Origin of the sequence: Cellulomonas sp. KRMCY2 (genome assembly GCF_000526515.1) — a bacterium.
In the GTDB taxonomy this organism is placed as follows: Bacteria; Actinomycetota; Actinomycetes; order Actinomycetales; family Cellulomonadaceae; genus Actinotalea.
In genome coordinates this window covers 2,120,940-2,144,921 of record NZ_JAGF01000001.1, presented here as the reverse complement: position 1 = coordinate 2,144,921, position 23,982 = coordinate 2,120,940, and the positions used below count along the sequence as shown (strand labels likewise).

General features: G+C 70.8%; 30 protein-coding genes and 1 pseudogene. 3 read left to right on the top strand and 28 right to left on the bottom strand.

The genetic code is table 11. The annotated features are described in order from the left end of the window. The first annotated feature begins 47 nt into the window (after positions 1 to 47). Positions 48 to 551: a DUF5709 domain-containing protein gene (locus K415_RS0110405; protein ID WP_024286990.1), complete on the top strand. Its 504-nt coding sequence runs from the start codon at positions 48 to 50 to the stop codon at positions 549 to 551. Positions 552 to 602: 51 nt separating this feature from the next. Here the strand turns inward: K415_RS0110405 and truA are convergent, their stop codons facing one another. Beyond that, positions 603 to 1,517, bottom strand: coding sequence for a tRNA pseudouridine(38-40) synthase TruA (truA, locus tag K415_RS0110400; RefSeq protein WP_051480502.1), 915 nt, complete (start codon positions 1,515 to 1,517; stop codon positions 603 to 605). A 259-nt stretch (positions 1,518 to 1,776) separates the two neighbouring features. Between truA and K415_RS0110395 the strand changes: the two genes are divergently transcribed. Both K415_RS0110395 and K415_RS23935 read left to right on the top strand, forming a co-directional pair. Further along, a complete protein-coding gene (locus tag K415_RS0110395) occupies positions 1,777 to 7,815 on the top strand; it encodes a putative Ig domain-containing protein (protein WP_155859430.1) in 6,039 nt (2,012 codons plus the stop codon). Positions 7,816 to 7,824: 9 nt separating this feature from the next. Continuing rightward, positions 7,825 to 8,598, top strand: a complete 774-nt coding sequence (locus K415_RS23935; protein ID WP_024286987.1) for an ROK family protein — start codon at positions 7,825 to 7,827, stop codon at positions 8,596 to 8,598. 114 nt (positions 8,599 to 8,712) lie between these two features. On the opposite strand, the pseudogene K415_RS23475 reads toward K415_RS23935, so the two are convergent. From K415_RS23475 to rplB, 27 genes and pseudogenes are all read right to left on the bottom strand, one after another. Beyond that, positions 8,713 to 9,270 (bottom strand): annotated as a pseudogene (locus tag K415_RS23475) (alpha/beta fold hydrolase); the annotation flags it as partial. 220 nt (positions 9,271 to 9,490) lie between these two features. Beyond that, positions 9,491 to 10,042, bottom strand: coding sequence for a 50S ribosomal protein L17 (gene rplQ, locus K415_RS0110380; RefSeq protein ID WP_024286985.1), 552 nt, complete (start codon positions 10,040 to 10,042; stop codon positions 9,491 to 9,493). A gap of 68 nt (positions 10,043 to 10,110) precedes the next feature. Next, positions 10,111 to 11,112 carry a DNA-directed RNA polymerase subunit alpha gene (locus K415_RS0110375; RefSeq protein ID WP_024286984.1) on the bottom strand — a complete coding sequence of 334 codons (1,002 nt, stop codon included), beginning with the start codon at positions 11,110 to 11,112 and terminating at the stop codon, positions 10,111 to 10,113. Between the two features lie 151 nt (positions 11,113 to 11,263). Continuing rightward, positions 11,264 to 11,671 (bottom strand): 30S ribosomal protein S11, encoded by a 408-nt coding sequence (gene rpsK / locus K415_RS0110370; protein WP_024286983.1) that lies wholly within the window; start codon positions 11,669 to 11,671, stop codon positions 11,264 to 11,266. Positions 11,672 to 11,766: 95 nt separating this feature from the next. After that, positions 11,767 to 12,147: a 30S ribosomal protein S13 gene (rpsM, locus tag K415_RS0110365; protein WP_024286982.1), complete on the bottom strand. Its 381-nt coding sequence runs from the start codon at positions 12,145 to 12,147 to the stop codon at positions 11,767 to 11,769. Positions 12,148 to 12,356: 209 nt separating this feature from the next. After that, positions 12,357 to 12,470 carry a 50S ribosomal protein L36 gene (gene rpmJ, locus K415_RS0110360; protein WP_003956441.1) on the bottom strand — a complete coding sequence of 38 codons (114 nt, stop codon included), beginning with the start codon at positions 12,468 to 12,470 and terminating at the stop codon, positions 12,357 to 12,359. 82 nt (positions 12,471 to 12,552) lie between these two features. Next, positions 12,553 to 12,774, bottom strand: a complete 222-nt coding sequence (gene infA, locus K415_RS0110355; protein WP_024286981.1) for a translation initiation factor IF-1 — start codon at positions 12,772 to 12,774, stop codon at positions 12,553 to 12,555. A 227-nt stretch (positions 12,775 to 13,001) separates the two neighbouring features. Next, positions 13,002 to 13,835, bottom strand: a complete 834-nt coding sequence (map, locus tag K415_RS0110350; RefSeq protein WP_024286980.1) for a type I methionyl aminopeptidase — start codon at positions 13,833 to 13,835, stop codon at positions 13,002 to 13,004. A 16-nt stretch (positions 13,836 to 13,851) separates the two neighbouring features. Next, the gene (locus K415_RS0110345) at positions 13,852 to 14,430 is read right to left on the bottom strand and encodes an adenylate kinase (RefSeq protein WP_024286979.1); all 579 of its coding nucleotides are present in this window, start codon (positions 14,428 to 14,430) and stop codon (positions 13,852 to 13,854) included. Continuing rightward, positions 14,427 to 15,725 carry a preprotein translocase subunit SecY gene (gene secY / locus K415_RS0110340; protein WP_024286978.1) on the bottom strand — a complete coding sequence of 433 codons (1,299 nt, stop codon included), beginning with the start codon at positions 15,723 to 15,725 and terminating at the stop codon, positions 14,427 to 14,429. Before secY ends, K415_RS0110345 begins: the two co-directional genes overlap by 4 nt. A 155-nt stretch (positions 15,726 to 15,880) precedes the next feature. Next, positions 15,881 to 16,663 carry a 50S ribosomal protein L15 gene (gene rplO, locus K415_RS23470; protein WP_081784971.1) on the bottom strand — a complete coding sequence of 261 codons (783 nt, stop codon included), beginning with the start codon at positions 16,661 to 16,663 and terminating at the stop codon, positions 15,881 to 15,883. 2 nt (positions 16,664 to 16,665) lie between these two features. Then, a complete protein-coding gene (rpmD, locus tag K415_RS0110330; RefSeq protein WP_024286976.1) occupies positions 16,666 to 16,848 on the bottom strand; it encodes a 50S ribosomal protein L30 in 183 nt (60 codons plus the stop codon). Beyond that, complete coding sequence (gene rpsE / locus K415_RS0110325; protein ID WP_024286975.1) at positions 16,848 to 17,510, bottom strand: 30S ribosomal protein S5; 663 nt, start codon at positions 17,508 to 17,510, stop codon at positions 16,848 to 16,850. Before rpsE ends, rpmD begins: the two co-directional genes overlap by 1 nt. Before the next feature lie 40 nt (positions 17,511 to 17,550). Continuing rightward, complete coding sequence (rplR, locus tag K415_RS0110320) at positions 17,551 to 17,922, bottom strand: 50S ribosomal protein L18 (RefSeq protein ID WP_029663555.1); 372 nt, start codon at positions 17,920 to 17,922, stop codon at positions 17,551 to 17,553. A gap of 1 nt (position 17,923) precedes the next feature. Next, the gene (gene rplF / locus K415_RS0110315) at positions 17,924 to 18,463 is read right to left on the bottom strand and encodes a 50S ribosomal protein L6 (protein WP_024286973.1); all 540 of its coding nucleotides are present in this window, start codon (positions 18,461 to 18,463) and stop codon (positions 17,924 to 17,926) included. Between the two features lie 24 nt (positions 18,464 to 18,487). After that, complete coding sequence (gene rpsH, locus K415_RS0110310) at positions 18,488 to 18,886, bottom strand: 30S ribosomal protein S8 (RefSeq protein ID WP_024286972.1); 399 nt, start codon at positions 18,884 to 18,886, stop codon at positions 18,488 to 18,490. A gap of 67 nt (positions 18,887 to 18,953) precedes the next feature. Next, positions 18,954 to 19,139, bottom strand: coding sequence for a type Z 30S ribosomal protein S14 (locus K415_RS0110305; protein ID WP_024286971.1), 186 nt, complete (start codon positions 19,137 to 19,139; stop codon positions 18,954 to 18,956). A gap of 1 nt (position 19,140) precedes the next feature. Further along, entirely contained in the window at positions 19,141 to 19,722 is a 582-nt protein-coding gene (gene rplE, locus K415_RS0110300; protein WP_024286970.1) for a 50S ribosomal protein L5, read from the bottom strand. Further along, complete coding sequence (gene rplX / locus K415_RS0110295; RefSeq protein WP_024286969.1) at positions 19,722 to 20,063, bottom strand: 50S ribosomal protein L24; 342 nt, start codon at positions 20,061 to 20,063, stop codon at positions 19,722 to 19,724. Before rplX ends, rplE begins: the two co-directional genes overlap by 1 nt. Before the next feature lie 2 nt (positions 20,064 to 20,065). After that, positions 20,066 to 20,434, bottom strand: coding sequence for a 50S ribosomal protein L14 (rplN, locus tag K415_RS0110290; protein ID WP_024286968.1), 369 nt, complete (start codon positions 20,432 to 20,434; stop codon positions 20,066 to 20,068). Positions 20,435 to 20,557: 123 nt separating this feature from the next. Next, positions 20,558 to 20,863 carry a 30S ribosomal protein S17 gene (rpsQ, locus tag K415_RS0110285; protein ID WP_024286967.1) on the bottom strand — a complete coding sequence of 102 codons (306 nt, stop codon included), beginning with the start codon at positions 20,861 to 20,863 and terminating at the stop codon, positions 20,558 to 20,560. Positions 20,864 to 20,876: 13 nt separating this feature from the next. Continuing rightward, complete coding sequence (rpmC, locus tag K415_RS0110280; protein ID WP_024286966.1) at positions 20,877 to 21,119, bottom strand: 50S ribosomal protein L29; 243 nt, start codon at positions 21,117 to 21,119, stop codon at positions 20,877 to 20,879. Next, on the bottom strand, positions 21,119 to 21,538 hold the full coding sequence (gene rplP / locus K415_RS0110275) for a 50S ribosomal protein L16 (RefSeq protein WP_024286965.1): 420 nt from the start codon (positions 21,536 to 21,538) through the stop codon (positions 21,119 to 21,121). Before rplP ends, rpmC begins: the two co-directional genes overlap by 1 nt. A gap of 2 nt (positions 21,539 to 21,540) precedes the next feature. After that, the gene (gene rpsC / locus K415_RS0110270; RefSeq protein WP_024286964.1) at positions 21,541 to 22,374 is read right to left on the bottom strand and encodes a 30S ribosomal protein S3; all 834 of its coding nucleotides are present in this window, start codon (positions 22,372 to 22,374) and stop codon (positions 21,541 to 21,543) included. Continuing rightward, entirely contained in the window at positions 22,374 to 22,742 is a 369-nt protein-coding gene (gene rplV / locus K415_RS0110265; RefSeq protein WP_024286963.1) for a 50S ribosomal protein L22, read from the bottom strand. The genes rpsC and rplV overlap by 1 nt, the downstream gene beginning before the upstream one ends. 70 nt (positions 22,743 to 22,812) lie before the next feature. Next, a complete protein-coding gene (gene rpsS / locus K415_RS0110260) occupies positions 22,813 to 23,094 on the bottom strand; it encodes a 30S ribosomal protein S19 (protein WP_029663553.1) in 282 nt (93 codons plus the stop codon). A 15-nt stretch (positions 23,095 to 23,109) separates the two neighbouring features. Beyond that, positions 23,110 to 23,952, bottom strand: coding sequence for a 50S ribosomal protein L2 (gene rplB / locus K415_RS0110255; RefSeq protein WP_024286961.1), 843 nt, complete (start codon positions 23,950 to 23,952; stop codon positions 23,110 to 23,112). Positions 23,953 to 23,982: the final 30 nt, after the last annotated feature.

Genomic DNA, 23,982 nt, shown 5'->3' with positions numbered 1-23,982 from the left:
GCCGCATCCGGCGTGCACGGACCTGCGCGCGGTGCGACGGTAGAAGCATGACCACGTACGGCGACACACCGGCCACCTCCCCCGACCCGGAGGGCACGGCGGAGGGCGACACCGACCAGCTGTCCCAGGAGGACACACTGATCGATCGCAGCCTGGCGGACGCCCTCGACGAGGGCTACGTCCCGCCGGACTACCCGACCGAGACCCGCTTCGGCCGGACCGCGCTCGAGGAGGCGCGCGGCGAGACGCTCGCCGAGCGCCTGGCCCGTGAGCAGCCGGAGGTGTGGCAGACGGCCGACGGGCCCGACGCGGGCGCGCGCGACCCGGAGCGGATCGGACGGCTCGTACCCGGTGTCGTCGAACCCACCGGTGACTCCGCCGCGAGCCTGATGGCCGACGACGTCGGTGTCGCCGGGGGTGCGGCGAGCGCCGAGGAGGCGGCCGTCCACGTGATCGAGGACGAGGACCTGCCGGACGACGACGGCGACCTACGCGAGGGTGCGGAGCACGAGGGCGACGAGGTGGAGCAGGAGGACGAACGGCGGTCCTGACGACCGCCGGCGATCCCCGGGACCGACCGCCGCTCACTCCGCGGCAACCGCTCAGTCCGCGACGGCCGCGTCGTCCGGGCAGTCCGTAGCGGCCGGACCGACGTGCTGCCGTCGGGCTCGGGTGCGCTCGGCGCGTGCCTCGAGCTCGTCGTCGGGCGGGTACACGACCTCCTCCAGGGTCAGTCCGTGGGCCGGGGCCACCAGGCTCCCCCCGTCGCGGCGACCCCCGGCCAGCTGGTCGGCGGGCCACGCCACCGGGCGCCGACCCTCGCCGACGGTGAGCAGCGCGCCGACCAGGGAGCGCACCATGGTGTGGCAGAAGGCATCGGCCTGCACGACGACGGCCACCAGGCCGGCATCCGGACCGATCGCCGGACGCGCGACGTCGAGCACCTGGAGCGTGCGGATCGTCGTCGCGCCCGGTCGTGGGCGGCAGAAGGCGGCGAAGTCGTGCCGCCCGACGAGCGCGACCGCCGCCTCGCTCATCGCTGCCACGTCCAGCGGGAACCGGTGCCGCACCACGTGCGTGCGACGCAGCGGGTCGACCTGCGAGATGTCGTCGCTCAGCCGGTAGGTGTAGCGCCGGTGCATCGCAGAGAACCGGGCGTCGAACCCGGGTGCGGCCGGCGTCGTGCGGTGCACGACGACGTCCGGCGGCAGGATCCCGGCCAGGCGCCGGAGCAGGACCTCGCTCGGGCCGGATCCCCCCCGGCCGAGCGTCCCCTCCCACACCTGACGGTCCAGGTCGACGTGCGCGACCTGTCCCCTGGCGTGCACGCCGGCGTCGGTCCGCCCCGCGACGGTCAACCGCGGGTCGGGGCACCGCAGCACGGTGCCGAGCGCCACCTCGAGGGTCCCCTGCACGGTGCGCAGGCCGGGCTGGGTCGCCCAGCCGGCGAACCCCGTCCCGTCGTAGGAGAGGTCGATCCGGACGCGCACCGGGCTCTGGGTCGACGGATCTGTCACGCAGGCAACGGTACGCGAGCACGGGCATCGCACCCTGCTCGGGGCCGCCCGGCGCCCGGACCCGCGTCCGGGTACGGCCAGGTGGGTGATCATGGCTCCCATAGCGGGTGAAACCAGGCCACCGCCGACGGAACCGCCGACACCGGCACGATCGCGCTGAAAGGGTGACACCGTCGCCCCGGTCACCCCCGGACCGAGGCGCTCGGGTGCCGATCCCCCGCGGCGCTCGCCAACCCGATGTGCGCCCGTGAGGTGCCCCGTGCTCGACCAGACACGCCCGCTCGACAGCCCACGCCGGCTCGACCGGACACCCCGGCCAGGATCCAGCACGCCCCGTGGACGGCGGCGCCGCGATGCCCGGCCCCCGTCCCTGCGCGCCCTGCGCCGCGGCGCTGCGGGACTGGTGGCGACAGTCCTCGCGCTCAGCGGCGGACTGCTCGTCGCACCGGCGGCTGTCGCCGCGGACGCGCCGGCGATCGTCGTCGACGACTTCCTCGGGGCTCCGCTCGGCTCCCGCGTGATCGGCGGCTCCGGGAGCTCCGTGACGGTGACGCCCGGCGCAGCACGGATCGCGATCGGTGCCGGCGGCGGCGTCCCGTACGCCGAGATCGTGTGGGACCTGCCTGCACCTGTCGACCTGACCCGCGGCGGGGCCCTGACGCAGCTCCAGCTGGACTACTCGGGAGCCGGCGGCAACACGAGCTCGAACCCCGTCTCGATGGGCATCTACCTGACCGACGCGAACGGGAAGGACCGGTCCCGCGGCGGCACGGGCCTGCTGGCCGGCTCCGGGAAGTTCGTGGCCAACTTCGTCCAGCAGGGGCCGGACGACGTGCGCTACCTGACCGGGACCGGCGACCTGACCAGGATCACCCAGGTCAAGATCCAGCTCCTCGCACCGTCGAACGGGCAGTCGGCAGCCATCACCCTCGAGTGGCTCGCTGCCGTCGCGCTGGAGAGCGCCTACACGCTGCCGTCGTTCACGGGTCCGACGACGGTCGACCTCCGGCTCGGCACGGCGATGAGCCCGGTCACCGTCACGGCAGCCGGGTACCCGCGCCCGACGGTGACCACGTCGGGCGCCCTGCCGACCGGTGTCGTCGCGACGGCCTCCGGCACGTCGGTGACGCTGTCCGGGACGCCCTCGGCGACCGGGATGTTCACCTTCCGGGTCAGCGCCAAGACCCTCGACGACCTCGTGGGGTACCAGGACGTGACGCTGCGGGTGTTCACGCCGCCGACGGTCACCGGCCCCGGCACGGTCGTGGCGACGGTCGGCGCACCCGTGACCCACACGCTCGATCTGGGCGGCTCACCGCTGCCGACCGTCGCGTCCGCCGATCCGCCGCTGCCGCCCGGCCTGACGGCCACCGTCGCCGGGGCGATGCTCGTCATCGCCGGGACACCGACCGGGCCCGGTGGCACGACGTCGACCACGCTCACCGTGGACAACGGCTACGCCACTGCCACCCTCCCGGTCACGGTGCGGGTCGAGGCACCCGCGACGATGACCGGTCAGCCGGACCTCCGGACCGAGGTGGGCACGGCCGTCGCACCGATCGCGCTCGTGGCCGGCGGCTACCCGGCCCCGACAGTCACGCTCTCCGGGCTACCTGCCGGCCTGGTGTCGTCGACGACGGCGACCGGTGTCGTGATCAGCGGGACGCCGACCAGCACCGGTTCGACGACGATCACGGCGACGGCGGCGAACGGTGTCGGGGCGCCCGCCGGCACGACGTTCCAGCTCGTCGTCGGGACGCCACCGACCATCGACGTGCCTGCCCAGCAGGTCCTCCTGGTCGGCAGCCCGGTCGCCGTCCCGGTGACCGTCACCGGATACCCGTCGCCCGTCGTGACCGCGACCGGCCTGCCCGCCGGCCTCGCGTTGTCCGGCGCGGACGGCGCGTGGTCCATCACCGGCACGCCGACCCGGGACGGGCTCGGGGTCCGCACCGTGACCCTCACGGCGACGAACGGCATCGGCGCGGGCGCGGCCGCCTCGACGGTGCTGACCATCGAGGGCGCTCCGTCGGTCAGCGGCGCACACACCCTGACGGCGACCCGGGGCACGCCGTTGGCCGCAGGGACCGGGTTCGCGGTCACCGGGTACCCGGTCCCCGTGCTCGGCCTCGTGGCGACCGACGGCGGAGCCCTGCCGCCAGGCATCCTCGCGACCGATGACGGCGCCGGCCGCCTCGTGCTGAGCGGCACGCCCACCGAGGCCGGGACGTGGGATCTCACGGTCACCGCGAGCAGCTCCCGCGGCAGCACGACGCACCTCGTGGCGGTGACCGTCGGGGCGGTGCCCGAGTTCACCGCCGAGGCCAGGACCGTGCGGCTGGGCGCCAACAGCTACATCGCGACGCAGCTCACGGCGACGTCCTACCCGTCGCACACCGTGACGATCGTGTCGGGCACCCTGCCGTCGGGCCTGACGCTCGGCACCGACGGCATGCTGCGTGGCTCCACCGGCAGTGCCGCGGCCGGCCGCCACGAGCTGATCGTCCAGGCCTCGAACGCCTTCGGCTCCGACACGCTCGCCCTGAGCATCGACGTCCTGACCAGGCCGGACATCCCGGCCGGGCTGCCGGACCTGATCGCGACAGCCGACTCCGCCGTCACGTACACGTTCACCACGTCCGGCTGGACCCCGCCGACCGTCACTCTGCTCGACCCGCTCCCGGCGGGCCTTGCGCTCAGCCGGGTGGACGCGACGACGTGGCAGATCACCGGGACGGTCACCCGCGAGAACCGCGGCGCCCGCGCCGTCCGCCTCTCGTTGGACCACGGCAACGGCAGCGCGGTGGTCAGGTACCTGGACGTCGTGGTGAAGGCAGCTCTCCGGTGGACGTCACCGTCGTCGAGCGTCGTGGTGGAGCGCGGCGTGCCGATGGCACCCTTCCCGATCAGCCTCACCGGCTTCCCGGTGCCGGGTGGCCTGATCTCCAACGCCGTCAACAACCTCGGACTGACCAGGGGCACCTGGACGAGCACGGAGTTCTCGGGGTGGATCACCGGCACTCCACCGGCCTCCGGGACGTGGACCTACTGGATCTGTCCGGCGCGGGGAAACATCTGCGACGGCCCGACGCTGAGCACCAGGGTCATCGTCCAGGACCGTCCGGTCATCACCGTCGCCGGGTCGGTCACGGTGGCAGCGGGCCAGCCGGTGGACGTGCCGGTCACCGTCACCGGTTCACCGGTCGCCGGCCTGAGCGCGTCCGGCCTGCCGTCCGGCCTGACCCTCGTCCCGACCGGGGCCCCGACCGGGTGGAGCATCGTCGGGACGACGGATCGCAGCGTCCTCGGGTCGCACCCGGTGACCCTGACGGCGGACAACGGCCTGGTCAGGACCAAGACCGTGACAGTGACGGTGACCGGGCCACCCGAGCTCGACGGCCCGGCGACAGTGGCCGCGCTGCGCGGGACGCCACTGTCCGTGGCCTTCACGGCGACGGGCGGGCCCACGCCCACGCTGACTGCTGCGACGGCCGACAGCTCCCCGTGGCCGGCCGGACTCGTGGCTGCCGACGACGGGCACGGCGTCCTGACCCTGTCCGGCTCACCCACCGCTCGCGGGACCTGGTCGCTGCTCGTGACGGCGTCGAACGAGCACGGCACCGACACCAGCACCGTCGCGCTCACCGTCGACGGCGCACCGCTCTTCGTCGAGGACGCGGCCACCGTCACGGTCCGCGAGGGCGTCCCGGTCACGCGGACGTTCGCCGCCGACGCGAGTCCGGTGCACCAGGTGGCGGTCGTCGCAGGCGCGCTGCCCGCAGGGTTGTCCCTGAGCACGGACGGCGTGCTGACCGGCACGCTCTCCGCCGGAGCGGCCGCCGCAGCCTCGGGCACGACGAACCTCACGTTGCGCGCCTGGAACCTGCACGGTGCGGACCTGATGGACCTGAGCCTCGTGCTCGAGGCGCCACCGTCGGTGACCGGGGCACCCGTGCCGATCACCGCCCTGGCGGGCACCGCAGGCGCGACGACGTTCGTCACGGCCGGCTGGCCGGCCCCCACGGTCACGCTCATCGACCCGCTCCCCGCCGGCCTCGACCTGGTCCGGGGCGGTCCGGCGACGTGGAGCGTCGCAGGGACGCCGGGCCGAGCCGACCGTGGGCTACGGGATGTCCGGATCCTGCTCGACAACGGCATCGGCTCGCCGGTCGTGGCCCACCTGGCCCTCAGGGTCGACGCGGACCTCCAGTGGGAGCAGGTGCCGGCGACCCTCGTGCTGGAGACCGGGGTGCCGATCGAGCCCCTGCGCGTCCGCCTGACCGGCTACCCGATGCCCGGGGGCTACCTGCTCCCCACCGTGCCGTGGCTCGACCTCGACCTGGCCGAGGTCTCCTGGCTCCCGACCGCCTTCAGCGCCACCTTCGTCGGCACACCGCCGAGCCCCGGGGTGAGTCTGATGACGCTCACGCCGACGACCGCCGGAGCTCCGCCGCTGACGGTCGAGCTCCGGGTCGCCGACCGTCCGGTGCTCGGCGCGCCGGCGTCGGTCAGTGCACCGGCCGGCCTGCCGATGTCGCTCGACGTGACTGTCGCAGCGAGCCCGGACGCCACCGTCACCGCGACCGGGCTGCCCGACGGCGTGTCCCTCGAGCCAGGGCCGGATGCCGGGCTGTGGCGGATCACCGGGACCCCGGGGCGCGACGTGCGAGGGGAGCACGTCGTCACGCTGACCGCCGACAACGGCCTGACCAGCACCCATCACCTCGCGCTCACGATCACCGCCGGGCCGGTCCTCGCCGCACCCTCGCCATCGGTCACGGCCTGGTTCGGTGACCCGGTGGCGCCGGTGAGCTGGACCGCCACCGGCTACCCGGCGCCGACCGTCGAGCTCGTCGGCGACCTGCCGTCGGGCGTGGTCGCCACCGGTGGCCCCGCCGGCTCCGCGCTGTCCGGCACGCCGACCGAGTCCGGCAGCTGGGACCTCGTCGTACGCGCCGTCAACGCGCACGGCACGGCCGAGGCAGACGTCACCCTGGTCGTCACCGAGGCACCGGCCTTCGGCAGCGCCGCCGTGGCGGTGCCGATGACCGAGGGCGTCGCCTCGAGCACGGCCTTGACCCTGCGGGGCTTCCCGTTCCCCACGCTCGAGGTCGCGGGGTCCGTCGCCGGCCTGACTCTCGCGTACACACCGGGCGGCGACCCGGTCCTGACCGGCACGCCCGCGGCAGGAGCTGCCGGCGACCACACGCTGACCGTCACCGCGCGGTCGATCATCGGCGGTGACCCGTTCGAGGCCGTCACGGTGATCGACGTCCACGTCGAGGCACGCTCGACGCTCCCCGCGACCCTGGAGCCGCTGACCGTCCTGACCGGTGAGCCGGTGGACCGCGAGATCTCCGTCGCCGGTGCGCCGGCGCCCACGGTCACGGCCACTGGCCTGCCCGACGGCCTGAGGATGGCGCAGGTCGAGGACGGCTCCTGGCACCTGACCGGGGTACCCGCCCCCGGCACCGGCGGGGTGCACACAGCCACCGTGACCGCTGCGAACGGTGTGCTCGAACCGGCGTCGGTCCCGTTGACGGTGACGGTCCACGAACCGGCCACCCTCGCGGTCACGATGCCCGCCCTGCGGGAGGGCGAGCCCGCCACGGTCGGTGTGCGCACCGTGAGCGGCTGGCCCGCCGCGCCGAGGCTCACCCTCGACGGTGCCCTGCCGACGGGTCTGTCGTTCGCCGACGCCGGCGACGGGACGGCGACGATCACCGGCACACCCGCCGTCGGGTCCGCATGGGCCTGGCCGGTCACCGTCGTCGCGGACAACGGAGCTGGTACCCCGACGCGGCAGGTGCTGACCCTGATGGTCGCCCCGGCGAAGGTCTCGCCCGCCACCGTCGTCGCTCCGGAGACCGGACCCGGCCCGGTGCCCGCACCTGCCGGGAGCCCGACCACCCCTGCCGCCCGCGGATCCGACCGGCCCGCACCGGCCGTCCGTCGCGCACCAGGGGCGTCAGCCGCCGCTCCCGCCACCGAACCGGCGACCGGCACGACCACGACCGGCGGCGGAGCGGGCGAGAGCGGCAGCCCGGGCGAGGGCGACGCCGGGCAGGGCACCGGAAGCGGGAGCGACGACGGAGCCGGTGACCCCGCGGACGCCGGGAACGGTGGGCAGACCGCCGGGCCGATGCCGGACGCCGGCGACGGCAGCGGCCCGACGGCCGTGGACACCGCGCCGGCCGACGCCGTCGACAGCCGGTGGTGGCTCCTCGCCCTGGTCGCGGTGCTGGTCGTCGGCGGCGCGGGTGCCCGCATCTGGCGGACGCGGGCCCGGCAGTCCTAGGGTCACCCGGTGAGCGCATCAGCAGGGACGTCCGGCCCCAGGACCCTCGCGGTCGACTGCGGGGGCAGCGGGATCAAGGCCTCGGTCCTCGACGCGGCCGGGACACTGCACGTCCCGCCGGTCCGCGTCCCGACGCCGTACCCCCTGCCGCCCGAACGGCTGGTCGAGACGATCGTCGCGATCGCTGCGGGCCTGCCGGTCGCCGACCGCGCGACCGTCGGGGTGCCGGGGATGATCCGGCACGGCGTGGTGATCGCGACACCGCACTACGTGACCCGGTCGGGCCCGCGCAGCCGGGTGGACCCCGAGCTCGTCACGGCATGGGCAGGCAAGGACATGTCGGCTGCACTCGGCGCCGCGCTCGGCTACCAGGTGCTCGTGCTCAACGACGCCGAGGTGCACGGCGCGGGCGTCGTCTCCGGCAGCGGGCTCGAGCTCGTGCTCACCCTCGGCACGGGTCTGGGCTCGGCGCTGTTCGACGGCGGCCTGCTCTCACCGCACCTCGAGCTCTCGCACGCACCGGTGCGCTGGGGCGTCACCTACGACGCCTACCTCGGGGACCACGAGCGTCGCCGGCTCGGTGACGCATCCTGGTCACGCCGGGTCCGTCGGGTCGTCGACGGGCTACGACCCGTCTTCCACTGGGACCGCCTCTACCTAGGCGGGGGCAACTCGCGACGGATCCGCCCGACCGTGCTCGAGGCGCTCGGTGACGACGTCGTCGTCGTGCCCAACTCGGCAGGCATCGTCGGCGGCGTCCGCGCCTGGTCGCTGCGCACCTGACTCCGACCCGACGGTGCGGTCCACCTCGTCGAGGGCGGCGAGCAGCACGCGGTTGAAGCCCACCGGGCGCACCAGGTTCACCAGGTGCGACGCCCCCCGGACCGTCACGAGGCGCGCCGTCGGGCAGGCCCGGACGAACGCCCGCTCCTGGGTCCGGAAGTGGTCCCACTGACCGTTGACGATCCAGACCGGGCATCGGGTCGCCGCGAGGTCCTCGAGGGTGCGCAGGGTGCGCATCTCCGCGAGCAGGTCGACCATCACGCCGAGGGCGAACCCGCCCTCGGCGACGGCCGCGGCGCCCGACGGCGGCAGCATCCGGTCGACCAGGAGCTGGTTGAGCCGCGCGCCGCGGTCGGGCAGACGCTCGACGAGCTGGGCGGCACGCCGCCACGCCCCGGTCAGCGGCTGGTCCGGCACCGTGCTGCACCCGGACGCGACGAGCCCGGCGACCCGGTCGGGGTGCCGCGCGGCGTACGCGATGCCGAGGTAGCCGCCGAGGGACAGCCCGACGACGACCGCGCGCCCGCCGAGGCCGCGGACGGCATCGTCGATCGCATCGAGGCTGCCGCTGATCGTGAACGGCTCGGCCATCCGCGCACCGTGGCCCGGCAGGTCGATCGCCAGCGCCGTCCGGCCGGTGCCCTGCACGGCGCCGAGCTGCGGACGCCACATCGTGTGCGACGCCCGGGCGCCGTGCACGAAGACCACCGGCAGCTGCGTCAGGTCCCGACCCTTCACGCTGCCCACGCTAGCCCTGGCCACGGCGCGGCGACCGGGCAGCGCACATCAGGGCGGCGCAGCGGACGGCACAGCGCCCGCACGGCACAGCGTCCGGACGACGCAGGGCCCGGACCGATGACCGGTCCGGGCCCTGCGCGCGTCTGACGGTGGGTCAGGCCTTCTCGGCGTCCTCGGCGGGGGCCTCGTCGACCTGCACCTCGGTGCTCTCCTCGACGACCTCGTCGGCAGGCACCTCGGCCTCGACCGGGACCGTCGCCTCGGTCTTCTTCGCAGCGGCCTTCTTCGGCGCAGCTGCCTTCTTGGTGGCCTTCTCGGCCTCGCGCACGGTGGCCTGCTTGGCACTCACCGGCTCGAGCACGAGCTCGATGACCGCCATGGGGGCGTTGTCGCCCTTGCGCGGACCGATCTTGGTGATCCGGGTGTAGCCACCCTGACGCTCGGCCATGGCCGGCGCGATCTCGGTGAAGAGCTCGTGCACGACCGTCTTGCTGGTGAGGATCCCGAGCACGCGGCGACGTGCGTGCAGGTCACCGCGCTTGGCGAACGTGATCAGGCGCTCGGCCAGCGGGCGGAGCCGCTTGGCCTTGGCCTCGGTCGTCGTGATGCGCCGGTGCTCGAACAGGCTCGTCGCCAGGTTGGCGAGGATGTGCCGCTCGTGCGCCGGGCCGCCTCCGAGCCGGGGACCCTTGGTGGGCGTAGGCATGGTCTGTACTCCTCAGTTCTCGAAGATCATGGGACCGGCCGGCCGAGGCCTGCCGGTCCGCCACGGCGTCAGGACAGCTCGTCCTCGGTGAAGTCACCGTCGTAGTAGTCGGCGGTGGTGGGGTCGAAGTCGAGCGGGCTGTCCTTGAGGGACAGGCCGAGCCCTGTGAGCTTCTCCTTGACCTCGGTGATCGACTTCGCACCGAAGTTCCGGATGTCCAGCAGGTCCGCCTCGCTGCGCGCGACGAGCTCGCCCACGGAGTGGATGCCCTCACGCTTGAGGCAGTTGTACGAGCGGATCGTGAGCTGCAGCTCCTCGATCGGCAGTGCGAGGTCCGCGGCCAGCGCGGCGTCGGTCGGCGAGGGGCCGATCTCGATGCCCTCTGCCTCGACGTTGAGCTCGCGGGCCAGGCCGAAGAGCTCGACGAGCGTCTTGCCGGCCGAGGCCAGCGCGTCCCGCGGCGTGATGGCGGCCTTGGTCTCGACGTCGACGATCAGCTTGTCGAAGTCGGTCCGCTGCTCGACACGCGTCGCCTCGACCTTGTAGGTCACCTTCAGGACGGGCGAGTAGATCGAGTCGATCGGGACCCGGCCGATCTCGGCGTCGTAGGCCTTGTTCTGCTGGGCGGAGACGTAGCCGCGGCCGCGCTCGACCGTGAGCTCGATCTCGAGCTTGCCCTTGCCGTTCAGGGTTGCGATGTGCAGGTCGGGGTTGTGCACCTCGACGCCCGTCGGCGGGGTGATGTCCGCGGCGGTGACGGTGCCCGGACCCTGCTTGCGCAGGTACATCACGACCGGCTCGTCGTTCTCCGAGGAGACCACGAGCTCCTTGATGTTCAGGATGATCTCGGTGACGTCTTCCTTGGCACCGGTGATCGTGCTGAACTCGTGCAGCACGCCGTCGATGCGGATCGACGTCACGGCCGCGCCGGGGATCGAGGAGAGCAGGGTGCGACGCATGGAGTTGCCGAGCGTGTAGCCGAAGCCAGGCTCGAGGGGCTCGATGATGAACCGCGAGCGGTACTCGGAGATGACCTCTTCGGTCAGGGTGGGGCGCTGTGCGATGAGCACGGTGGATGTCCTCTCAGTGTGCGTCCGCCATATGACGCATCACGTGGTGCAGCCGCCGGGTCTCGGTCCACCCGGCGGGTCCAGCAGGGTCGTGCGACCCGGGTCCGGCGGGCGGACGGGATGCTCCCGTCCGGCCCCGCCGGCCACCGGATCAGACGCGGCGGCGCTTCGGCGGACGGCAGCCGTTGTGCGCCTGGGGGGTCACGTCAGAGATCGAGCCGACCTCGAGGCCGGTGGCCTGGAGCGACCGGATCGCGGTCTCGCGACCCGAGCCCGGGCCCTTGACGAGGACGTCGACCTTCTTCATCCCGTGCTCCTGGGCACGACGCGCGGCGGCCTCAGCGGCGAGCTGCGCGGCGAAGGGCGTCGACTTGCGCGAGCCCTTGAAGCCCACCTGGCCGGAAGAGGCCCAGGCGATGACGGCACCCGACGGGTCGGTGATCGACACGATCGTGTTGTTGAACGTGCTCTTGATGTGGGCGACGCCCACAGCGATGTTCTTCTTCTCCTTGCGCCGCGGCTTGCGCGCTGCGCCGGCAGTACGGGTCTTGGGAGGCATTGCGTTCCTTCTCCTGGTCTGAGGTCGTGGGACCGTCCGTGTGTGCCTGCGCCGGCTCGGTGAACCGTGCGGCGCTCACGCAGACGGGCAGCTGGCTACTTGCGTCCGGCCTTCTTCTTGCCGGCCACGGTGCGCTTGGGGCCCTTGCGGGTGCGGGCGTTGGTCTTGGTCCGCTGACCGCGCACGGGCAGACCGCGGCGGTGCCGGATGCCCTGGTAGCTGCCGATCTCGACCTTGCGGCGGATGTCTGCTGCGACCTCGCGGCGCAAGTCACCCTCGAGCTTGTAGTTGCCCTCGAGGTAGTCACGCAGTGCGACGAGCTCCGCGTCACCCATGTCCTTGACGCGCAGGTCCGGGCTGATCCCGGTTGCGGCGAGGGTCTGGTGTGCGCGGGTACGGCCGACGCCGTAGATGTAGGTGAGTGCAACCTCGAGCCGCTTGTCGCGGGGGAGGTCGACTCCGACGAGACGTGCCATGTGCCACTAGCTCCTGTACTGCATCGGAGGTCCTCCGCACGGCCTCTCCCGCTGGCGCGGGCCCCGGCCTCCGACCGGGGGTTGCGTCCAGGCCCCTGAGGGCCGTCTGAACGGACGCTGACCGTACGCTGGCCCGGTCGCCGCCGAGGCGGTGCCGGGGGTCGATCGCTCGACCTGGTGCACCCGGTCCAGGGACCGGACGCCGGGGCTCAGCCCTGGCGCTGCTTGTGCCGCAGGTTGTCGCAGATGACCATCACGCGACCGTGCCGGCGGATCACCTTGCACTTGTCGCAGATCTTCTTGACGCTGGGCTTGACCTTCATTGCTCGTTCCTCCGCCGCCGCCCGCGCACACGAGCGTGCGACGCCGGCAGTGTCGATCGATGATCGGATGATCGGGATGGGACTACTTGTAGCGGTAGACGATCCGGCCACGGGACAGGTCGTACGGGCTCAGCTCAACGACGACGCGGTCCTCGGGGAGGATCCGGATGTAGTGCTGACGCATCTTGCCCGAGATGTGAGCCAGCACTCTGTGACCGTTGGCCAGCTCCACGCGAAACATCGCGTTCGGCAAGGCCTCGACCACGCTGCCCTCGATCTCGATGACACCGTCCTTCTTCGCCATATCCTCCGCTAACTCTCTGGGACGTTCTGCCGATCCAGGTCACGCCACGACCTGCCCTGACGGGCGCTGCCGGACGAGATGGATTGGGGTGCGCACCGACGACTGCGCCGAGGGCACACACCCAACGGACAATCCTACGGCATCGGCCTGCATCCGAGAAACCACAGCCCGGGGCCGCCGGTCGGACGGCCCGCGGGGTCGCTGCCGGGCCGCTGCGGGCCGAGGAGCTACAGCGCGTCCTGGCCCCACGGCGCGACGGTGACGCCGAGCGCTGCCAGCCGCTCCGCCCCACCGTCGGGCGCGGTCAGGACCCAGATGCCGTCCGGGCCGATCGCGACGGTGTGCTCCCAGTGCGCAGCACGCGAGCCGTCCTGCGTCACCACTGTCCAGTCGTCCCCGAGCACCCTCGTCGCCCGCGAGCCGCGGGTGAGCATCGGCTCGATCGCGACGCACAGGCCGGCGCGGAGCCTGGGCCCACGCTCGCGGGTCCGGTAGTTCAGGACCTCGGGCGCCTGGTGCATGGCGGTGCCGATGCCGTGACCGACGTACTCCTGCACGATGCCGTAGGGCGTGCCGGACGCCGCCACGACGTCCTCGACGGCATCCCCGACCTCGTTGAGCCGCTCACCCTTGGCCAGCGAGGCGACACCGGCCCACATGGCCTGCTCGGTCACATCGCTCAGCGCGAGGTCGGCCGGGTCGCCGTCCGGCAGGACCACCGTGAACGCAGCATCACCGTGCCACCCGTCGACGATCGCACCGCAGTCGACCGACACGACGTCGCCGGGCTCCAGCACGCGGGGACCCGGGATGCCGTGCACGATCTCGTCGTTGACGGACACGCACAGGGTCGCCGGGTAGTCGTAGTAGCCGAGGAACGACGGGACGGCACCCGCCTGGGCGATGACCTCTGCCGCGATGGCATCGAGGTCCGCCGTGGTCAGGCCGGGCGCGACAGCGGCGCGGACCGCCGCGTGCGCCTGCGCGACCACGAGGCCGGCCCGTCGCATCGCCCGAACCTGGTCGGCTGTCTTGTACTCGATCCGCTCGCGTCCGAACACGCCCGTGCGCCCGCCCCTACCGGACCACGGGGTCCAGGGCGGCGACCAGCCGCGCCGTGACCTCGTCGATGTCACCGGTGCCGTCGACGCGCACCAGCAGGCCGCGCGCGTCGTAGGCAGAGGTCAACGGCGCCGTCTGCTCGTCGTAGATGTCCAGCCGGCGGGCGATCGCCAGCTCGGTGTCGTCCTCACGCCCCTCGATCTCGGCGCGACGAGCCAGGCGGGCGAGGAGCTCGTCGCGGTCCGCGACCAGCTCGGCCACCGCGTCGAGACGGGTGTCGAGATCGGCGAGGATCGCGTCGAGCGCCGTCACCTGGGCGGCGTTGCGCGGGTAGCCGTCGAGGATGAAGCCGCCGGCGGCGTCCGGCTGCGCGAGCCGGTCCTTGACCATGTCGTTGGTCACCGAGTCCGGCACGAGGTCGCCCTTGGCCGTGTACGACTGGGCCAGCAGACCGAGCGCCGTGGAGCCCTTGATGTTCGCCCGGAAGATGTCCCCGGTCGAGATCGTCGGGACGCCGAACCGCTCGGCGAGCCTGAGCGCCTGGGTGCCCTTGCCCGAGCCCTGCGGGCCCATGATCACCAGACGGGCACTCATCGGAGGAACCCTTCGTAGTGCCGCTGCTGCAGCTGGGACTCGATCTGCTTCACGGTCTCCATGCCGACGCCGACGATGATCATCACCGAGACACCACCGAACGGGATGTTGGTGCCCACCCCGAGCAGGATGAAGGCGACCAGTGGGAGCAGCGCGACCAGGGCCAGGTAGACCGATCCGGGCGCCGTGATCCGGGAGATCACGTACTCGAGATACTCCGCCGTCGGCCGACCGGCCCGGATGCCCGGGATGAAGCCGCCGTACTTCTTCATGTTGTCCGCGACCTCGTCCGGGTTGAACGTGATCGCCGTGTAGAAGTATGCGAAGAAGATGATCAGGACGACGTACAGGGCCATGTGCAGCGGTGCACCCTGGCGGGCGACGTTGTTCGTCAGCCAGATCACCCAGCCGGCCGTCTGGTCGCCGAACTGACCGATCAGGCCCGGGATCGAGAGCAGCGACGAGGCGAAGATGACCGGGATCACGCCGGCCATGTTGATCTTGATCGGGATGTAGGTGCTCGAGCCGCCGTACATCTTGCGGCCGACCATCCGCTTGGCGTACTGCACCGGGATCCGGCGCTGGGACTGCTCGACGAACACCACGAGCGCGACGACCAGCACGATGAGAGCCAGCACGATGGTGAACTTCGTCGCGCCATTGTCGCCACCGGCGATCGACCACATGGCGGTCGGGAACGTCGCGGCGATCTGCGTGAAGATCAGCAAGGACATGCCGTTGCCGATGCCGCGCTCGCTGATCAGCTCACCGAGCCACATGATCATCGCCGTGCCCGCGGTCATCGTGATCACCATGATCAGAATTGTCATGATGCCGTCGTTCGGGATCACCGGGACCGTGCAGCCCTGGAACAACAGGTCGTTCCGCGCGACGGCGATGATCGTCGTCGACTGCAGGATGGCGAGCCCGATGGTCAGGTACCGGGTGTACTGGGTCAGGCGGGCCGTGCCTGACTGACCTTCCTGGTGGAGCGCATCGAAGTGCGGGATGACCACGCGGAGGAGCTGCACGATGATGCTCGCCGTGATGTACGGCATGATCCCGAGCGCGAAGACAGCGAGCTGGAGCAGTGCACCACCGCTGAAGAGGTTGACCATCCCGAGCAGGTCGCTCGACCCGGCGGTCTGGTCGATGCACGCCTGCACGTTCCGGTAGTCAACCCCCGGTGTGGGCAGGAACGAGCCGACGCGGAAGACCACCATGATCGTGATCGTGAAGAGCAGCTTGCGCCGCAGATCTGGCGTCCGGAAGGCCCGGGTGAATGCGCTGAGCACCTGTCCTCCTGCTCCGCCCTTCGGCGGTGTGTCGTCGTGCCGGTCTCCCGGCTCTGCGGGCGGTGCGCCCGCGGTGCCGTGCCGAACCCTAGTCGAGATCGGGCTCCGAACGGCGCAGGGGCCGGGTCGCGATGCGGCCCGGCCCCTGGTCCAGCTCAGTCCTGTGCGATCGAACCACCGGCCGCCAAGATCTTCTCCTTGGCGGACGTCGAGACCTTCTGCACGGAGATCGCGAGCTTGACGCTCACGTCACCCGAGCCGAGCACCTTGACCGGCGCGCCCTTGCGGACGGCGCCCTTGGCAACGAGGTCCTCGACCGTGACGTCGCCACCCTTGGGGTAGAGCTCGACGAGCCTGTCCAGGTTGACGACCTGGTACTCGGTACGGAACGGGTTCTTGAACCCGCGCAGCTTCGGCAGACGCATGTGCATCGGCATCTGGCCACCCTCGAACCGCTCGGGCACCTGGTAGCGGGCCTTCTGGCCCTTGGTGCCACGACCGGCCGTCTTGCCCTTGCCGGCTGCCTCGCCACGGCCGACGCGCGTCTTGGCGGTGTGCGCACCCGGAGCGGGGCGAAGGTGGTGCATCCGGAGCATTCCCCCGGCGCCTTCGGTCGTCGCCGTGCCACCGGCAGCCTTCTTCGCCCTGGCAGGCTTGTCCGCAGCAGCCTTGGCGGCCGTCGCCTTGGCCGGCTTCTCAGCCGCCGCAGCCTTGGTCGTCGCAGCCTTGGCGGTCGTCGCTTTGGCCGGCTTCTCAGCGGGCTCGGCCTTCGCCGCGGCAGCCTTGGGAGCGGCCTTGGCGGGCTTCTCCGCCGCGGCAGCCTTCGTCGTCCTGGCGGCAGCAGCCTTCGGTGCGGCCGCCTTCTTCGTCGCGGGCGTGGTCTCGTCGGCTGCCTTCGCAGCCTTGGAGTCCTTCGCGCCCTTCGTGGTGTCTGCCATGGTCACTCGACCTCCTCGACGGCGACCAGGTGGGTCACCGTTGCGACCATGCCGCGGATCTCAGGACGGTCCTCCTTGACGACGACGTCGCCGATGCGCTTGAGGCCGAGACTCCGCAGCGTGTCGCGCTGGTTCTGCTTGCCGCCGATGGCGGACTTGGTCTGGGTCACCTTGAGCCGGGCCATCAGGCACCTGCCTTCGCGGCGATGCCCTTGGCACGCGCCCGGAGCAGCGACGCCGGGGCGACGTGCTCGAGCGGCAGACCGCGGCGTGCGGCCACTGCCTCAGGCTCCTCGAGCCCACGCAGCGCCGCCACCGTGGCGTGCACGATGTTGATGGCGTTGGTGGAGCCCATGGACTTGGACAGCACGTCGTGGATACCGGCGCACTCCAGGACGGCGCGCACCGGGCCACCGGCGATCACACCGGTACCGGGGGACGCAGGACGCAGGAAGACGACGCCGGCCGCGGCCTCACCCGTGATGGGGTGGGGAATCGTGCCCTGGACGCGCGGGACACGGAAGAAGCTCTTCTTGGCCTCCTCGACACCCTTGGCGATCGCCGCGGGCACCTCCTTGGCCTTCCCGTAGCCGACACCGACGGTGCCGTCGCCGTCGCCGACCACGACGAGCGCGGTGAAGCTGAAGCGTCGACCGCCCTTGACGACCTTGGACACCCGGTTGATGGTGACCACGCGCTCAAGGAATGCGCTCTTGTCGGGGGCGTCGCCACGGCGACCGCCGCCGTCGCGGCGACCGCCGTCACGACGATCGCCACCGCCGCCGCCGCTGCCGGCGGCGCCGGCCCCGGCCTGTCCGCCAGTGTTGCTGCGCTGAGGTGCAGCCATCAGTGAGTCCTCTTCTTCCGAACGGAGGTGGGGGTCGTCGTCACAGTGCCAGCCCGCCCTCGCGAGCGGCCTCGGCCACTGCTGCGACCCGCCCGTGGTACTTGTTGCCGCCACGGTCGAACACGACCGAGTCGACGCCGGCGGCCTTGGCGCGCTCAGCGATGAGCTCACCGACGCGCCGGGCCTTGGCGGTCTTGTCGCCGTCGAGGTTCCGGAGGTCCGCCTCGAGGGTGGACGCGGACGCCAGGGTGCGGCCGAGAGCATCGTCGACCACCTGGGCGACCATGTGCCTGGCCGACCGGGTGACGACCAGGCGCGGACGCGCGGCCGTCCCGACAACCTTCTTGCGGAGACGGAGGTGGCGGCGGGCCCGGGCGACAGCCTTGCCCTTGCCACGGATCGTGAGTGCCACGTTACTTACCAGCCTTTCCGGCCTTGCGACGGACAACCTCGCCGGCGTAACGCACGCCCTTGCCCTTGTAGGGCTCGGGCTTGCGGATCTTGCGGATGTTCGCGGCGACCTCGCCCACCTGCTGCTTGTCGATGCCGCTGACCGAGAACCGGGTCGGTGCCTCGACAGTGAAGGTGATGCCCTCCGGCGCGGCGACGTTCACCGGGTGGGAGAAGCCGAGGGCGAACTCGAGGTCCGAACCCTTGGCGACCACACGGTAACCGGTACCGACGATCTCGAGCTTCTTGGTGTAGCCGTCGGTCACACCGACGACCAGGTTCGACAGCAGCGTGCGGGTCAGACCGTGCAGCGAGCGCGATGCGCGCTCGTCGTCCGGCCGGGTCACCACAAGTGCGCCACCCTCGTCACGAGTCACCTGGATGGGGCTCGGGATGGAATGGGTCAGCGTGCCCTTGGGGCCCTTGACGGTCACCTGAGCGCCGTCGATCGTCACGTCCACGCCGGTCGGGACCGGGACGGGGACCTTGCCGATTCGAGACATGGTTCTCTCCTCTCGGTCTCTCGATTACCAGACGTAGGCGAGGACTTCCCCACCCACGCCCTTCTTGGCGGCCTGCTTGTCGGTGAGCAGGCCGGACGACGTGGACAGGATCGCCACGCCGAGGCCACCCAGCACACGGGGCAGGTTGGTCGACTTCGCGTACACCCGCAGGCCCGGCTTGGACACGCGGCGCACACCGGCGAGCGAACGCTCGCGGTTGGGGCCGAACTTCAGTGCGATCGTGAGGTACCTGCCCACGGGGGCGTCCTCGACGGTCCAGCCGGCGATGTAGCCCTCGGCCTGCAGGATGACGGCGATGTTGGCCTTCAGCTTGGAGAAGGGCATCGTCACGGAGTCGTGGTACGCGGAGTTCGCGTTTCGCAGGCGGGTCAGCATGTCTGCGATCGGGTCGGTCATCGTCATCGGGCTTGTGCCCTTCCTCGTCGCGGTATCTCCAGGCACGTTCGCCCGAAGACCTGCGGCGTAGTTGTTACCAGCTGCTCTTGGTCACGCCGGGAAGCTCGCCGCGGTGCGCCATCTGGCGCAGGCAGATGCGGCACAGCCCGAACTTGCGGTACACGGCGTGCGGACGCCCGCAACGCTGGCACCGGCTGTAGGCGCGCACACCGAACTTCGGCTTACGCGCCGCCTTCATGATCAGGGCGGTCTTCGCCATGTCAGTTCTCCTTGAAGGGGAAGCCGAGACGGCGGAGCAGCGAACGGCCCTCGTCGTCGGTGGTCGCGGTCGTCACGATCGTGATGTCCATGCCACGAACCCGGTCCGTACGGTCCTGGTCGATCTCGTGGAACATCACCTGCTCGGTCAGGCCGAAGGTGTAGTTGCCCTTGCCGTCGAACTGCTTGGGCGACAGGCCGCGGAAGTCACGGATGCGCGGCAGCGCGAGCGAGACCAGGCGGTCGGCGAACTCCCACATCCGGTCGCCGCGCAGCGTGACGTGCGCGCCGATCGGCATGCCTTCACGGAGCTTGAACTGCGCGATGGACTTGCGGGCCTTGGTGACCTGCGGCTTCTGTCCGGTGATCGCGGTGAGGTCCTTGATGGCACCATCGATCAGCTTCGAGTCGCGTGCGGCCTCGCCGACACCCATGTTCACCACGATCTTGGTGAGCCGGGCGACCTGGTTGATGTTCTCGTGCCCGAACTCCTCGCGGAGCCCGGCGACGATCTCATCGAGGTAGCGGGTCTTCAGACGCGGTGCGATGACTGGCGCGTCCGCTGCGGTGGTCTCGGTGCTCATCAGATGTCCTTACCTGAGCGCTTGGCCACACGGACCCGGACGGTACGAGGCCGTCCGTCGCGCTCGATCTCCTCGGTGCGGTACCCGACCCGGGTGCCCTTCTTGGTCTCCGGGTCGACCAGCATCACGTTGCTGACGTGGATCGGGGCCTCGACGGTCTCGATGCCACCGGTCCGCGTGCCGCGGTTGGTCTGGCCGGCCTTGACGTGCTTGGTGACCCGCTGGACACCCTCGACGACGAGGCGGTCGGAGTCCTTGAGGACCTCGAGCACACGACCCTGCTTGCCACGGTCACGCCCACTGATGACGACGACGAGGTCGCCCTTCTTGATCTTGGCCATGGTCAGAGCACCTCCGGAGCCAACGAGATGATCTTCATGAACTTCTTGTCGCGCAGCTCGCGGCCCACCGGGCCGAAGATGCGGGTCCCACGAGGCTCGCCGTCCGCCTTGAGGATCACGGCGGCGTTCTCGTCGAACTTGATGTACGAACCGTCCGGACGGCGGCGCTCCTTGGTGGTGCGCACGATCACGGCCTTGACGACATCGCCCTTCTTGACGTTGCCGCCGGGGATGGCGTCCTTGACGGTCGCGACGATGACGTCGCCGATACCGGCGTAGCGACGTCCCGAACCCCCGAGAACACGGATGCAGAGAATCTGCTTTGCTCCCGTGTTGTCGGCGACCTTGAGTCGCGACTCCTGCTGGATCATCTACCTACTCCTGTCGTCTGCTGGTTCTCGCTGCGTCGAGCGCCGGCGAGCCTGGCCGAACGGATGCTTGTCAGTTACGCCTGCCCAGCCACGTTTGCGGTGACCAGCGAGGCGTCGGAGCTGCTACTTGGCCTTCTCGAGGATCTCCACCACACGCCAGCGCTTTGTCGCTGACAGCGGACGGGTCTCCATGATCAGGACAAGGTCGCCCGCTCCGGCCGCATTGGCCTCGTCGTGCGCCTTGACCTTGCTCGTGCGTCGCAAAACCTTGCCGTAGAGCGGGTGCTTGACCCGGTCCTCGACCTCGACCACGACGGTCTTGTCCATCTTGCTGCTGATCACGTAGCCGCGCCGCGTCTTGCGGTACGCCCGGTGATCGCCGACCGAGGGGACTGTCTCCTCGGCGGCCTTGTTCGTCTCGGTGCTCATGTTGACCTCTCGCTCACTCAGCGCTTGAGCTGGGTGCGGTACGGATGCCGAGCTCGCGCTCGCGCAGGATCGTGTAGATCCGCGCGATGTCACGACGTACGGCCTTGAGCCGACCGTGGCTCTCGAGCTGACCGGTGGCGGACTGGAAGCGGAGGTTGAACAGCTCCTCCTTGGCCTTCTTCAGCTCGGCGACGAGCGCGTCGTCGTCCTTGCCGTCAAGCTCGATCGGAGCAAGCTCCTTCGACCCGATAGCCATCAGTTGCCACCACCCTCGCGTACCACGAACCGGCACTTCATCGGGAGCTTGTGCATCGCACGACGCATCGCCTCACGGGCGAGCGGCTCGTCGACACCGGCGAGCTCGAAGAGCATCCGACCCGGCTTGACGTTGGCGATCCACCACTCGGGGGAACCCTTACCTGAACCCATGCGGGTCTCCGCCGGCTTCTTGGTGAGCGGGCGGTCAGGGTAGACGTTGATCCAGACCTTGCCGCCACGCTTGATGTGGCGGGTCATGGCGATACGAGCAGCCTCGATCTGCCGGTTCGTCAGGTAGGCCGGCTCGAGAGCCTGGATACCGAAGTCGCCAAACGCGATCGTGGTGCCACCCGATGCCGCACCGGAGCGCGACGGGTGGTGCTGCTTGCGGTGCTTCAGCCTGCGCGGGATCAGCATCGTCAGGCCTCCGTCCCGGTCTCAGGTGCGCTCGGCTCAACCACCGTGACAGCCTCGGCTGCCGGAGCCGGCGCGTCGGCACGGTCGCGGCGCGGACCCATTCCGGCACCGGCGCGAGCCGGACGGTCGGGGCGGTCGGAACGCGGGCCACGGGGTGCACGCGGGCCGGCGGTCGCCTGCTCGCGGGCGAACTCCTTCTCCGTCATGTCGCCCTTGTAGATCCACACCTTCACGCCGATCTGGCCGAACGTCGTCTTGGCCTCGAAGAGACCGAAGTCGATGTTGGCGCGCAGCGTGTGCAGCGGGACCCGACCCTCACGGTAGAACTCCGAGCGGCTCATCTCGGCGCCACCGAGGCGGCCCGAGCACTGGACCCGGATGCCCTTGGCGCCGGCGCGCTGGGCGGACTGCATGCCCTTGCGCATCGCACGACGGAACGACACGCGGCTCGCGAGCTGCTCGGCGATCCCCTGAGCGACCAGCTGTGCCTCGATCTCGGCGTTCTTGACCTCGAGGATGTTCAGCTGCACCTGCTTGCCGGTGAGCTTCTCGAGCTCGCCGCGGATGCGGTCGGCCTCGGCGCCACGGCGACCGATGACGATGCCGGGGCGAGCCGTGTGGATGTCGACCCGCACGCGGTCACGCGTGCGCTCGATCTCGACCTTGGCGATACCGGCCCGCTCCAGGCCCGTGGACATCAGCTTGCGGATCTGGACGTCCTCGCGGACGTAGTCGCGGTAGCGCTGTCCGGGCTTGGTGCTGTCGGCGAACCAACGCGACCTGTGGTCGGTGGTGATGCCGAGGCGGTACCCGTGCGGGTTGACCTTCTGGCCCACTATCGGGTCCTCTCCTTCTTCTCGACCGGCGCGACGACCACCGTGATGTGGCTGGTGCGCTTGAGGATCTGGCTCGCGCGACCTTGCGCCCTGGGGCGGAACCGCTTGAGCGTCGGGCCCTCGTCGACGTACGCCGCCGAGACCACGAGCTTCGAGACATCGAACGCCTCATTGGCACGGTCGGCCTTGACCCGGGCGTTGGCGATCGCACTCTCGACCACCTTGCGGACGGTCTCCCCAGCAGCCTGCGGCGCGAACATCAGCGTCGCGACGGCCTCCTCGGCCTGCTTGCCACGGATGAGGTCCACGACGCGCCGGGCCTTCTGGGGCGTGACACGGACGAACCGTGCCTGCGCCTTGGCTTCCATTGCTGTCCTGCCTTCTTGTGTCGTCATTGGAGGGATCTCCGCGTCGGTGCGTCTCGTCGCTGACCGGGGGTCAGCGGCGACGCGCCTTGCGGTCGTCCTTCTCGTGGCCGCGGAACGTCCGCGTCGGGGCGAACTCGCCGAGCTTGTGGCCGACCATCGACTCGGTCACGAAGACCGGGACGTGCTTGCGGCCGTCGTGCACGGCAAAGGTGTGACCGAGGAAGTCGGGCGTGATCATCGACCTGCGTGACCAGGTCTTGATGACGGTCTTGGTGCCCTTCTCGTTCTGGACGTCCACCTTCTTCTGCAGGTGGCCATCGACGAAGGGGCCCTTCTTCAGGCTGCGTGGCATCTGTCAGGCTCCTTCTCAGCGCTTCTTGTTCTTGCCGGAACGGCGGCGACGGACGATGAGCTTGTCGCTCGGCTTGTTCGGACGACGCGTGCGGCCCTCGGCCTGGCCCCAGGGGCTCACCGGGTGACGACCACCGGACGTCTTGCCCTCGCCACCACCGTGCGGGTGGTCGACCGGGTTCATGGCGACACCGCGGACGGTCGGGCGCTTGCCCTTCCACCTCATCCGGCCGGCCTTGCCCCAGTTGATGTTGGACTGCTCGGCGTTGCCCACCTCGCCGACCGTCGCGCGGCAGCGGAGGTCGACGTTGCGGATCTCGCCGGACGGCAGCCGGAGCTGCGCGTAGGGACCGTCCTTGGCGACCAGCTGCACCGAGACACCGGCCGACCGTGCCATCTTCGCGCCGCCACCGGGCTTGAGCTCGATGGCGTGGATGACGGTACCGGTCGGGATGTTGCGCAGCGGGAGGTTGTTGCCCGGCTTGATGTCGGCCGATGCACCGTTCTCCACCACGTCACCCTGCGACAGCTTGTTCGGCGCGATGATGTAGCGCTTCTCGCCGTCCGCATAGTGCAGCAGCGCGATGCGCGCCGTGCGGTTCGGGTCGTACTCGATGTGAGCGACCTTGGCCGGCACGCCGTCCTTGTCGTGGCGACGGAAGTCGATCACCCGGTAGGCGCGCTTGTGCCCGCCACCCTGGTGCCGCGTGGTCACCCGACCGGTGCTGTTGCGACCGCCGGTCTTGTGCAGCGGTCGAACGAGCGACTTTTCCGGCTCGGAGCGCGTGATCTCGACGAAGTCGGCGACGCTGGCGCCGCGGCGACCGGGTGTCGTCGGCTTGTACTTACGGATTCCCATGGAGGTCAGTCCTTGATCTGGTCTCGTCGG

Coding starts and splice junctions, on each gene's coding strand:
- K415_RS0110405 (WP_024286990.1), top strand. CDS start 48: ATGACCACGTACGGCGACACACCGGCCACCTCCCCCGACCCGGAGGGC.
- rplQ (WP_024286985.1), bottom strand. CDS start 10,042: ATGCCTACGCCCACCAAGGGTCCCCGGCTCGGAGGCGGCCCGGCGCAC.
- rpsK (WP_024286983.1), bottom strand. CDS start 11,671: ATGCCTCCCAAGACCCGTACTGCCGGCGCAGCGCGCAAGCCGCGGCGC.
- rpsM (WP_024286982.1), bottom strand. CDS start 12,147: ATGGCACGTCTCGTCGGAGTCGACCTCCCCCGCGACAAGCGGCTCGAG.
- rpmJ (WP_003956441.1), bottom strand. CDS start 12,470: ATGAAGGTCAAGCCCAGCGTCAAGAAGATCTGCGACAAGTGCAAGGTG.
- infA (WP_024286981.1), bottom strand. CDS start 12,774: ATGGCGAAGAAGGACGGTGTCATCGAGATCGAGGGCAGCGTGGTCGAG.
- K415_RS0110345 (WP_024286979.1), bottom strand. CDS start 14,430: ATGAGTGCCCGTCTGGTGATCATGGGCCCGCAGGGCTCGGGCAAGGGC.
- rplO (WP_081784971.1), bottom strand. CDS start 16,663: ATGGCAGACACCACGAAGGGCGCGAAGGACTCCAAGGCTGCGAAGGCA.
- rpmD (WP_024286976.1), bottom strand. CDS start 16,848: ATGGCCCGGCTCAAGGTGACCCAGACCAAGTCCGCCATCGGCGGCAAG.
- rpsE (WP_024286975.1), bottom strand. CDS start 17,510: ATGGCTGCACCTCAGCGCAGCAACACTGGCGGACAGGCCGGGGCCGGC.
- rplF (WP_024286973.1), bottom strand. CDS start 18,463: ATGTCTCGAATCGGCAAGGTCCCCGTCCCGGTCCCGACCGGCGTGGAC.
- rpsH (WP_024286972.1), bottom strand. CDS start 18,886: ATGACGATGACCGACCCGATCGCAGACATGCTGACCCGCCTGCGAAAC.
- K415_RS0110305 (WP_024286971.1), bottom strand. CDS start 19,139: ATGGCGAAGACCGCCCTGATCATGAAGGCGGCGCGTAAGCCGAAGTTC.
- rplE (WP_024286970.1), bottom strand. CDS start 19,722: ATGAGCACCGAGACCACCGCAGCGGACGCGCCAGTCATCGCACCGCGT.
- rplX (WP_024286969.1), bottom strand. CDS start 20,063: ATGGCCAAGATCAAGAAGGGCGACCTCGTCGTCGTCATCAGTGGGCGT.
- rplN (WP_024286968.1), bottom strand. CDS start 20,434: ATGATCCAGCAGGAGTCGCGACTCAAGGTCGCCGACAACACGGGAGCA.
- rpsQ (WP_024286967.1), bottom strand. CDS start 20,863: ATGAGCACCGAGACGAACAAGGCCGCCGAGGAGACAGTCCCCTCGGTC.
- rpmC (WP_024286966.1), bottom strand. CDS start 21,119: ATGGCTATCGGGTCGAAGGAGCTTGCTCCGATCGAGCTTGACGGCAAG.
- rplP (WP_024286965.1), bottom strand. CDS start 21,538: ATGCTGATCCCGCGCAGGCTGAAGCACCGCAAGCAGCACCACCCGTCG.
- rplV (WP_024286963.1), bottom strand. CDS start 22,742: ATGGAAGCCAAGGCGCAGGCACGGTTCGTCCGTGTCACGCCCCAGAAG.
- rpsS (WP_029663553.1), bottom strand. CDS start 23,094: ATGCCACGCAGCCTGAAGAAGGGCCCCTTCGTCGATGGCCACCTGCAG.
- rplB (WP_024286961.1), bottom strand. CDS start 23,952: ATGGGAATCCGTAAGTACAAGCCGACGACACCCGGTCGCCGCGGCGCC.